The organism is Arthrobacter sp. ISL-65, assembly GCF_018613795.1.
Taxonomy (GTDB): Bacteria; Actinomycetota; Actinomycetes; order Actinomycetales; family Micrococcaceae; genus Arthrobacter.
Map to the genome: position 1 here is coordinate 37,594 of NZ_JAGGPN010000023.1, position 9,959 is coordinate 47,552.

At 61.3% G+C, this 9,959-nt stretch carries 7 protein-coding genes; 2 read left to right on the forward strand and 5 right to left on the reverse strand.

Annotated elements, in window-relative coordinates:
• Window positions 1-196 precede the first annotated feature (196 nt).
• Together J7I85_RS10955 and J7I85_RS10960 are read left to right on the forward strand one after the other, a co-directional pair.
• On the forward strand, window positions 197-1,609 hold the full coding sequence (locus tag J7I85_RS10955) for an MFS transporter (protein ID WP_214851730.1): 1,413 nt from the start codon (window positions 197-199) through the stop codon (window positions 1,607-1,609).
• Between the two features lie 318 nt (window positions 1,610-1,927).
• Window positions 1,928-2,533 carry a recombinase family protein gene (locus J7I85_RS10960; RefSeq protein ID WP_251024230.1) on the forward strand — a complete coding sequence of 202 codons (606 nt, stop codon included), beginning with the start codon at window positions 1,928-1,930 and terminating at the stop codon, window positions 2,531-2,533.
• 748 nt (window positions 2,534-3,281) lie between these two features.
• Here the strand turns inward: J7I85_RS10960 and J7I85_RS10965 are convergent.
• From J7I85_RS10965 to J7I85_RS10985, 5 genes are all read right to left on the reverse strand, one after another.
• A complete protein-coding gene (locus tag J7I85_RS10965) occupies window positions 3,282-4,070 on the reverse strand; it encodes an IclR family transcriptional regulator (protein ID WP_214851732.1) in 789 nt (262 codons plus the stop codon).
• A gap of 619 nt (window positions 4,071-4,689) precedes the next feature.
• Window positions 4,690-4,959, reverse strand: coding sequence for a MoaD/ThiS family protein (locus J7I85_RS10970; RefSeq protein ID WP_214851740.1), 270 nt, complete (start codon window positions 4,957-4,959; stop codon window positions 4,690-4,692).
• Window positions 4,960-4,965: 6 nt separating this feature from the next.
• The gene (gene moaA, locus J7I85_RS10975; protein ID WP_214851742.1) at window positions 4,966-6,093 is read right to left on the reverse strand and encodes a GTP 3',8-cyclase MoaA; all 1,128 of its coding nucleotides are present in this window, start codon (window positions 6,091-6,093) and stop codon (window positions 4,966-4,968) included.
• A 319-nt stretch (window positions 6,094-6,412) separates the two neighbouring features.
• Window positions 6,413-8,437, reverse strand: coding sequence for a BCCT family transporter (locus tag J7I85_RS10980; RefSeq protein WP_251024231.1), 2,025 nt, complete (start codon window positions 8,435-8,437; stop codon window positions 6,413-6,415).
• Window positions 8,438-8,717: 280 nt separating this feature from the next.
• Window positions 8,718-9,959 (reverse strand): flavin reductase family protein (locus J7I85_RS10985; protein ID WP_214851746.1); only part of this gene is annotated, 1,242 nt, incomplete at its 5' end.

Consider the following 9,959-nt stretch of genomic DNA (forward strand, 5'->3'; position numbering starts at 1 on the left):
GGCATATCCATCTCGAAGAGCAGTGATACATGACGACGCCGTAATCATCTCGCGAGTCCTGCGGCCATATCGGCTGGCATTGAGCCAGTCGGCATCGTCCACCGGTCGCTAAGGGCTGCGGCTGTCCGAGCATCTAGGTAACGGCGCCCTGGTGCCGTCAGCGGTTTGCACTGAAGCCAGAAGGGAACAAATCTTAATGATCGATTCGCCCGGGACGACGGCCTCCGTCGACACCTCCATATCAAAAGAGACCAGCTCCAAGTTCAAACGCCGCTTCATGGTGCGGCTTGTGGCCGTCTTCATCGGCGGGATGTTCCTCGACGGTTACATCCTCGGAATCATCGGCCCCGTCGCCGGACTCATGCGGTCAGATCTCCAGCTCGACGCACTATCGCTGGGTATGATCGCTGCAGGCCCGCTGGTTGGTATCTTTGTCGGCTCCCCGCTGGCCGGCTGGGCTACTGACAAGTTCGGACGCAAGCCCATGTTCCTCGTGGACATGGGCTTGTTCCTGGTCGCCTCAGCGGCCCAGTTCTTCGTAACCTCCGGAGACGGCGCCGTGATCCAGCTGGCCATCATCCGGTTCTTCATGGGCGTCGCGATCGGCGGCGAGTACTCAATCGGGGGGCCATTGCTATCAGAGTTCTCCCCTCCAAAGCTCCGCGGGCGATTGCTCGGGCTGACTCTGATCGCCTGGTACGTCGGTTTCATGATGGCATTCATCATCGGCACGCTCCTGCACGACGCCGGCACCCCATGGCGCCTCGTAATCGGCACGAGCACGATACTCGCATTCGTCCTGTTCCTCGCCCGCTTGGGCCTCCCCGAATCGCCGAGCTGGCTCATTACGAAGGGACGGAATGAGGAAGCACTCGCGATCGCACGCAGATACGTCGAATCGCCCGAGATGCACAACAGCATCACCGAAGAGATGGATCTGAGGATGATCCAGGAGGCCCAAGCCGCGCAGAATAGGACCAAAATCAAGGGCGCCTCCTTCGGAATGCTGTTCTCGAGGCAGTACTGGCGCACCACCCTCTTCACCGCAGGTTTTTGGTTCTGCGCGGTCACTCCGTACTTCGCGATCGCGACCTTCGCCGACGACGTGCTGAACCAAATCGGCCTCGGCGGCGGTTGGGCCGGCGGAGTCGGCCTGTCCGCACTTGCGGCCGCGGGTGTTGTCACCACCGTACTTCTGATTGACAAGCTCGGCCGCCGAATCCTCACCGTGCCCGGGCAGTGGCTTTGCGCAGGCATCCTGCTGATCATCGGAGTCTGGGCAAACGCACCAGCGATCCTCGTGCTCGTCCTGTTTCTCGCCTTCTCCTTCTTCAATGCCGGCTACACCACGATGACCCAGGTCTATCCGGCCGAGGTATTCCCCGGCCACCTGCGCGGCATCGGCATGGGCTTCGCCGCGGCCTTCAGCCGCATCGGAGCCGCACTCGGCACCTTCGCCCTGCCATGGGCGATCAGCAACATCGGCTTGGGCCCAACCATGGTCGTAGCCGCCGTCGTCGCTTTACTCGGCGCAGTCCTCTCGCAATGGCTCGCGCCCGAGACGAAGGGGCGCACCCTCGCCGAGATCTCAGCAAACTTCTCCCACTGACACCGGGATTGCACGGTGACTTAGAGTCAGAGCTATGAGCCATCATTCTTGCCCTGGTTGGGGTAGGCGTGCCTACAGCACAGCTGTAGGCACGCCTAGCGTTCATCAGACCCGCCGCCCAAGCCACCTACTGGGGCACTGAACAAAGAATAGTGGCAGTGGCTCTGAGAGCGTCCCACTTTCTTGGAAGTGGAACGCCCCGGTGAGGTTCTTCAAAAATTTGAAACACGCCACGAAAATTCGTTCCATAACTATATTCATTTCGACGTCCCACCCCCGGGGTGCAGGGTAAGAATCGGTACAGTAGTTCCATGGATATTGGGTACGCCCGCGTCTCGACCGCGAAACAGGGACCTATACCGGCAGATCGACGCACTGCGCGGCGAGGGCATCCCCTCCAAACGCATCTACGTGGACAAGAAATCCGGGTCCACGACAAACCGGCCCGGCCTGCATGAGGCCCTCGACCAGGACCGCGACGGGGACGTCGTCGTGGTGCACACCCTCGACCGATTGGGCCGTACCGTCCGGGACACTCTGAACCTCATCCACGACCTGGCAGCCCGCGGCGTCGGAGTCCGGAACCTGGCGGACCCGATTCGGGTTGATTCCGCCAGTCCAGAAGATCCCATGTCGCAGCTGGCAGTTGTGATGCTCGCGCTCTTCGGCCAAATGGAACGAACCTACGCGATCGAACGCGCAGCCCACGCAAGCGCCGTTGCTGCCGCTAAGGGCAAAAGGATCGGCCGGCCCAGCGTGATCGATCCAGCGAAACTTACCTACGCCGTGCACCTTCGCGACCAGGAAAATAAGTCCATCTCCCAGATCGTAAAAGCCACCGGTATTACCCGCTCCAGCCTCTACCGCTACCTGCCGCCACGTCCACCGGAAACGCTAACCGCGGAGACCCAGAAGAGTGCCTAAAAATCCCGGACGGCAGTGACGTTTCGTGCAGGCGACTTCGGACAGACCGACGGTTGGTGCACACGACTCCCTACCAACGTGACGCTTTGTGCAGGGGACTTCGGACACCAGATGTCCATACCCGACTGCACAACTCCCCTACTTTCGGGGCAGCTTGTGCGGACGACCGGAAAATGACAGTCAGGTTGGGGTGTGCCCTAACTGGATGCGCAAGCGCATTGACTAACAGGAGGTGGTCAATAGTTGTTGTCTCCTGTGGTGACGAGATGTGCCTGGCCCGGAACAGCATGATGCTCCAGCCGATCAGCGGCGGCACCACGATCTTGATGGCCTGGGCAGGATGACCAGGCACAGTGCGTTGCATTAGCTCAGGGCCAGGATACCGCACGCTTCCCACTGGCCTTGGCGCACGGCGCGGAAGCCGGCGACGCGACAAAGATCTCGAACAAAGAACGCGTCGGGGCGGACGGTCCCGGCCTGGCTCCGACCAAAGTAGGAGATTTCTAGCCGACATTCGGCCTCAACCAGCTTCTGCGGCAGCCGAGCACGTTTTGCCCTGCTCGTCGAGAACAACTTTGACCAGACACGGCGCCCCGCCGCCTCTTTAGATGTTTTGTATGCAAGGAACGCAACTGATGCCTGTACTGCAACTGTTTGAGGCGACTGGAGGTAGAGTCAAGAGCTGGGGATCGAGGTAAAGAAGTAACGTGGGGGTGGAGAGATTTACCGCGCTGTAACACCCGGGCAGCTATATCCCGCCTTGAAGCCCCAGCTGGTCGGCCGCCGGCCGGAGCCTCGCGGCTATGTCCGCGAATACCTCGTACGGAAGCCGGTGCTCGGGTCCGGTGGCGGTCATTGCTGCTAGTACCTGGCCGGCGGGGTTGCGCACCGGCACCGCGACGGCGTTGATACGGTCCTCCCACTCCTGATGCGAGTAGGCCCATCCACACCTTCGAACCCGTTCCAGCTCCTCATTCAAAGCGCTGTGCTCGGTGATAGTGCGGTCGGTAAAGCGCTCGAGTTCCATCCGCCCATATGCCCTGCGTGTCTTCTCGTCCGCGAACGCCAAAAGCACCTTGCCGCTGGACGTCGCGTGCAGCGGGGTGCGGTGCCCGACATGCTCGTGGGCTTGGTAGAGCGCAGCGTTGCCGGTCGCTTGGGCTATGTTGACTGCAGCTAGGTCATCGAGGATGCTGACGTTAAGGGTTTCCGGCAGGCTTCGGGAGAGCTCCTCGCAGGCCTGTTGGGCTGCCCGGGGGAAAGAACTCTGGGCTGTGACGGCCCCGGCGAGCCGGACCAGCCCGAAGCCCAGCGAATACGTGCCTCGCCACGACGACTGGGTCACCAACCCCTGGAGTTCCAAGACCGCCAGCAGCCGGGAAGCGGTGGATTTGTGGACTTCAAGCTCATGGGCAACTGCACCGACCGTGGCATCGGGGTACTTGGCGAGGATTCGCAGGATGGTCAAGGCGCGATCTACGGACTGGTTCGTGCCAGCCCTTTCCACGGCGGGGGATCTGTCAACTCCGCTGCTCATGCCTATTCGGAACTCAGGATCTTCGGATCAACTGGTCAAGCACACCGATAAACCAGCGTTCCGCCAACCTGCTCGCAACTGCACAAGCCTTGGCTTTCGGCCCACTAGGAGGACCTTGAAAGGTCCACGGCTGGGTCAATTCGGGTTATCCACGGCTGGGTATTGGGAGCCGTTGGGTAGCTCGCTAGCAGTAGTAGCGTTGGTTTTTCTCGCCACGTGGTGCTTGCGCGCGAGTTCCCGGATCGACGTTCGTTCGACTCTGGCGTCCCTGCGGATACTAGCGAACAGCTCCACTCTTGACCCCATCCCGGCCCTCCTGAAATTGACCCGATATTGATGGGATCAACGCTCACAGGTGGGTACCATTCAAGCCGTCCTAGTGGTCTCCGATCAGACTGACATATTCACGCTTCGTCGCCAACCACGAAATTGTCAACTTCAATTAGGGTGCGCTTGGCGTTGCTGACCACAGTGCGTCGTCTCAGGAAACCAAGTCTGCAAGGGGGGCTCTGAGGGCGCTCAGCATTGTCGCGGGACTGGCAAACCGGTCCGCTTGAATGATGTCCACGGAGGTGGTCTGTCCGAGTCGCATCTACTGGGCGTGAACCTAGCCGAGGCGCTATCCGCCCGCGAACGGCGGCAGGATGTCGATGACATCCCCCAGACGGAGGGCCGCAGAGCGGTCCCGTAGGGCGACCTCGTTGCGAAGGAAGCTGCACTGTGGGATGACCCCGGCCAGGGAAGGTGTACCTGCTGAGTATCCGTCGCAGCGTTCAACCGCCAGTACGGCGGCGATCAGCTCCTCGAAGGTGGTTCCTTCGGGAAGATCGAAGTGTTCCTCCTGGACGCCGGCCGCTGCGCAGGCGGCGGCGAAGTATCGTACGAGCATGATTCCTTAGCCTCCGATCGCACTCATACTGCGGTTTGGCTGCACAAACTCTTCGGTTCCGAGGCCAGTCTGGTCCATGCCGTGCGCGCGGGGTTTCATCCACATGGCGTCCTGCCAGCGCCGCACTAATTCGTCGTCATGCGCACCGGTTCGTAAAGGTCCCAAGAGGTCGAATTCGTCCCGGGAGAAGAGGCAGCTCATCACCTTTCCCTCAGCGGTAATGCGGGTTCGTCGGCAATCGGCACAGAAAGGTTCGCTGACCGACGCGATAATCCCCACGGTTCCCAAAACAGGTCCGGATGCCTCGCTGGTAGCACCGTTCCTCCGTCGCACTTCAAACCGTTCGGCCGGTGCGCCGTCCCGCTGACGGCGATCCCGATCCAAGACAAAGTCCGCTGACAGCAGGGTGCGGATTTCGAGGGCCGTAATCATCTCCCGTTCGGTCCATCCGCGCTGGGCATCCAACGGCATTTGTTCGATGAAGCGCAGTTCAAAGTTTCGCTCCAATGCCCATGCCAAGAGCCCCGGGGCTCCGTGGTCATTGATACCCCGCATCAGCACGGCGTTGATCTTGACCGGGCCTAGGCCAACGGCGCGGGCGGCTTCGACGCCGGCGAGAACCTGGCCGAGGAACGGGCGCCGGGTCAACTGCGTAAAGGTTTCCTCATGCAGGGAGTCGAGGGAAACATTGACCCTGGTTAGACCCGCAGCCTTGAGCGACTTAGCCTTCTTCTCAAGCCCGACGCCGTTGGTAGTCATGGAGATGGGGAGGCTGGGGTGGCGCTGCCGCAGTGCGGCGATAATATCCACGAGGTCTGGCCGAACCAGGGGTTCTCCGCCGGTGATTCGGAGTTCCCTCACGCCCAGACGCTCAACGCCGAGGCTGACGATTCTCTCAATCTCGCCCGCCGTCATGACGGCTTTATTGGGCAGCCATTGCAAGCCTTCTGCCGGCATGCAGTAGGTGCAGCGAAGGTTACATTTGTCCGTGACCGACAGCCGCATGTCCGATGCTTGGCGGCCAAAGCGGTCCAGCAGTGCCGGGGGAAGTTCGCGCGGACGCGGATCCGGTGCGGTCCCCTGATAGTTGGTGAGGACGGGGCGCAATGCTGGGATACCTAGCTGAACGGTCATGGTTCAGGCTGATTCAGGGCACTGGCCGCAGCCGCCGTCAGCGGATGCCAAGATCACTGTCAATGTACGAACCAGGGCGGTTTCCGTGGTCGTGCTGGCAATTGCAGTGACCATCCAGCTGTAGCCGAACGGTCACTGGACTGGATGAGTCCAGTTGGATATCCACCGCTTCCTTCCCGTTGCTGCTAACTCGAAGAGTATGTATTTGATCGTTGAGCTGGGTCATGTAAAAAACTTTCTAATGAGTTGGGGTGGGCCCAGGTGGCACGGGCTGCGAAGCCACGTGCCACCAAGGCGGGTTGGTGCATCAGGTGAGCAGCTATTTAATGTCCGGGCCCGGACGGCGGGCCTCAACGGTTGGCGTGCTCCCCGTGGGAGTCCCTCCTATACAGTCCGAGTCGGAGCATTTGTCGGCGCAATCGTGCTTTGTTACGAGGTCGAACTGCGCGCCGCCGTGTTGTTCCACACCAGTGCGTATGGCCCGCTCCACTACGGAGGTGGCCAGTCGGCGCCGTAAGGAGAGGGGATCGCGACGCAGGTCCTTGGTTAGGGCAAAGCAGAGCAGCAGCATGACAACCACGAATGGCAGCGCTGCCACAATGGTGATTCGTTGCAGGCCAGCCAAGGCTTCCGAAGGTTCATCGCCGCCAGCCAGCAACATGACCGCTGCCACGGCGCCGGTGAGGCAGCCCCAGAAGATGACCACTCCGCGGCGAGGGTGCTCGGCGCCATTGGAGCTGAGCGATCCCATCACGATGGAGGCCGCGTCGGCACCGGTGATAAAGAAGATCGCGACCAGAACCATGGCCAGCACAATAACGGCAGTGGTAGCCCAGCCGGGCATGCTCAGGTTCTTGACCAGGTCGAAGAGAGCTCCGTCGAAGTTGACGGACGGGGTCCCGTTGACCAGGGTGACCAGGCCGGGGGTATTGGCCTTGTCGGCTTCCTGCTGGACGTGGAAGGCGGCGCCTCCGAAGATAGCGAACCAGATCACGCTGACGATGCTGGGCACCAGCAGCACACCGGTGACGAACTGGCGGATGGTGCGGCCGCGGCTGATGCGTGCGATGAAGAGGCCTACGAACGGGGTCCATGAGACCCACCAGGCCCAGTAGAAGATAGTCCAGCTGGTCATCCAGCTACGCAGTGACTCATCGCCGACCGCTTCAGTCCGGGACGACATCTCGGCCAGGTCGCGAGCGTAGTCGCCGACTGCGGAGGGGATCAAGTTAAGGATGAAAAGGGTGGGGCCGGCGATGAAGACGATCAGTGCAAGGACGACGGCCAGGACCATGTTGATGTTGGAGAGCCACTGGATGCCGCGGCTGATGCCGGAGACGGCGGAAGCGACGAAGCATAAGGTCAGGACGGCGACGATCGCCACGAGCACGGGGGTGCCGATTTCGCCGAACCAACCGTTGGAGGTCATGCCGCTGCCAATCTGCAGGGCGCCCAGGCCCAACGATGCAGCGGTACCAAACAAGGTGGCGAAAATGGCCAGGATGTTGATGAACTTCCCGACCGGACCTTCGACGGTCCTGACGCCGAAGAGCGACGTGAAGGCGACAGAGATCAGTTGCCTGCGACCCAAGCGGTAGGTCCCGTAGGCCATTGCGATGCCCACTACTGCATACATGGCCCAGGGGTGCAGGGTCCAGTGGAAGATCGAGGTGGCCATGGCAGTTTGGATGGCTTCGGGGGTCCGTCCGTCCACGGTGCCGGGCGGGGGAGAGATGTAGTGGTAGAGCGGTTCGGCCACGCCGTAGAACATCAGCCCGATGCCCATGCCGGCGGCGAACATCATCGCGACCCAGGAGACAGTACGGAATTCGGGTTTTTCGCCGTCCTTGCCCAGCGGGATATTGCCGAACTTGCCCAAGGCCAGCCACAGGACGAACACGACGAACAGGGAGGCCAGGCCCATGAAGAGCCATCCGGTGTACTCCATGACCCAGTCCAGGGCACCTGTGGAGGTCTCGGACAGACTGTCGCGTCCCACGAAGCCCCAGATAACAAAGGCAATGGCGATGACGCCTGTGATCCCGAACGTGATCTTGTCGAGGGTGAGCTTGTGGTTCCGCCGATCCGCAACTGCTTGCTCGGTCTTGGCATGACGCAGCTCATCAAGGATTTGTTCGTACTCTTCAACGTCCGGCAAGGTGGCTGCGCCTCCTTCCTCCGGATCGAGGACTGCCGGGTTCATGCTTTCTTCCGCGGAGACACTGAAGACTGCTTTAGTGTTCTGCGTACTTCCGGGTTCTGCGTTGGGGGAAGCTGCTGCCGAGCTATTCTTGGCAGGCAACTCCTCGGGCGTTGAGGGTTTTAAGTCATTGCTTATAGCCATGAGCGAATCCTTTGCTCGGCGAATCATGAGCTTCACGGTGATGCTGGTCGCATCAGACGGTCCGTGAGGTAGTTCTTGTCAGTTTTCGTGAAGCAAGTGGGTCAATTTATACATGCCGCGAATATCGCTACGGGGGCAACGAAGTCGTTCAGGCCACGTAGTCGGGGGAGCCCGCGGATCCATAGGGGGCAAGCGAAACGCCACGCGTGCATCCTCGCACTTGTGTTCTTGCCGTGAAAACAATCCCTAATGCTGTCCGGCCTGAAGCAGCTGGAAGCGGCTAGGCATCGATCACTAAATCGGTCTGTGCGGTGGAGCAGCAGGGCAGGAATTTGCCTGCAGAGATTTCCCGTGCCCGGATCCCGCCCTGGTGGTTCATCTCGACCTCACCGGAAAGCTTGACGACCTTGCATGAGCCGCACATGCCTTCCTTGCAGTTGGCACCGATCCTGACGCCCGCGCGCTGGGCCGCCCCGAGGATGTGTTCGTCGGGGTCGATGCGCACGTTGATGCCAGTGCGCATGAAGGACAGGGTGAGGCTTCCCGTGCCGACTGTGTCGAAGCTCGACGCATCGGGGGACCCGGCCTCCGGCCCCACGTCCGGACTGCCGTTAGGGGCTTCGGACTTGAGCGCGTCCGGGTCGACGGTTTCCAGCGGCAGCCCCGCGGCCTTTAGAGTTCCCTCGGCGTCGTAACCGGGCTCGTAGAGCCCGAACGCTGTGGGCTGGCTTTCGTAGTAGTCCTCGGCCGAATCAGCGATTTCCTCGGCGATTTCCTCCGCAATGTCCACTGCAAACGCGAGCTCCGCCTGGTATTCAAGGATCGTCTGGCGGTCTCCCGTGAAGAATTCCATGTTGATGGAGGTGTCGTCGACCCCGATCTTCCCCAGGAGCTCGGTGGCGGTGTTCAGGTAACCTTCGGGGCCGCAGGCATAGACCTGGCGGCCGTTGGCATCGGGGGCAACGTCGTCGAGCATGGCCGCCGTCAGCCTTCCGCTGAGCCATTCCCATCCTTCGGGTTTACTGCGGTCGCCCAGGGCGTAGAAGACCTTGACTCGCGAGTCCACGGAGGCGATGTAGGCAAGCTCCTGGTGGAAGGCAAATCCTCCGGCCTCCGCTCCGTGGTAGAGCACCACGACATCGGCCGTTCCGGGCAGGGAGTGGATGGTCCGCAGCATCGACATGATGGGGGTGATGCCTGCGCCGGCGGCCAGCAAGAGGTAGCGTGCCCGGCGGTCGGCATCGGGCAGGTGAAATGCCCCGACCGGTCCGAGCATTTCGAGGACGGTGCCGGGTTTGACGTTCTCGTGCACCCACGGTGAGACAATTCCAGCGGTGTCGCGTTTGACTGTGATGTTGAAGGTCCACGGCTGCGTGGGCGAACTGGACAGTGAGTAGCTGCGGTCCACCGGATCCTGGTCCTCGCCGTTCACGGGAAAGGCGACGTTCACGTATTGGCCCGCACGGAACGCCAGGGGCGCGCCGTCGCAGCGGCGGAACATGAAGGTCATCATGCCGCCCGC

Bases quoted from the DNA above. Each gene is read 5' to 3' on its own strand.
- J7I85_RS10955 (WP_214851730.1), top strand. From the start codon at position 197: ATGATCGATTCGCCCGGGACGACGGCCTCCGTCGACACCTCCATATCA.
- J7I85_RS10965 (WP_214851732.1), bottom strand. From the start codon at position 4,070: ATGAGCAGCGGAGTTGACAGATCCCCCGCCGTGGAAAGGGCTGGCACG.
- J7I85_RS10970 (WP_214851740.1), bottom strand. From the start codon at position 4,959: ATGCTCGTACGATACTTCGCCGCCGCCTGCGCAGCGGCCGGCGTCCAG.
- moaA (WP_214851742.1), bottom strand. From the start codon at position 6,093: ATGACCGTTCAGCTAGGTATCCCAGCATTGCGCCCCGTCCTCACCAAC.
- J7I85_RS10980 (WP_251024231.1), bottom strand. From the start codon at position 8,437: ATGGCTATAAGCAATGACTTAAAACCCTCAACGCCCGAGGAGTTGCCT.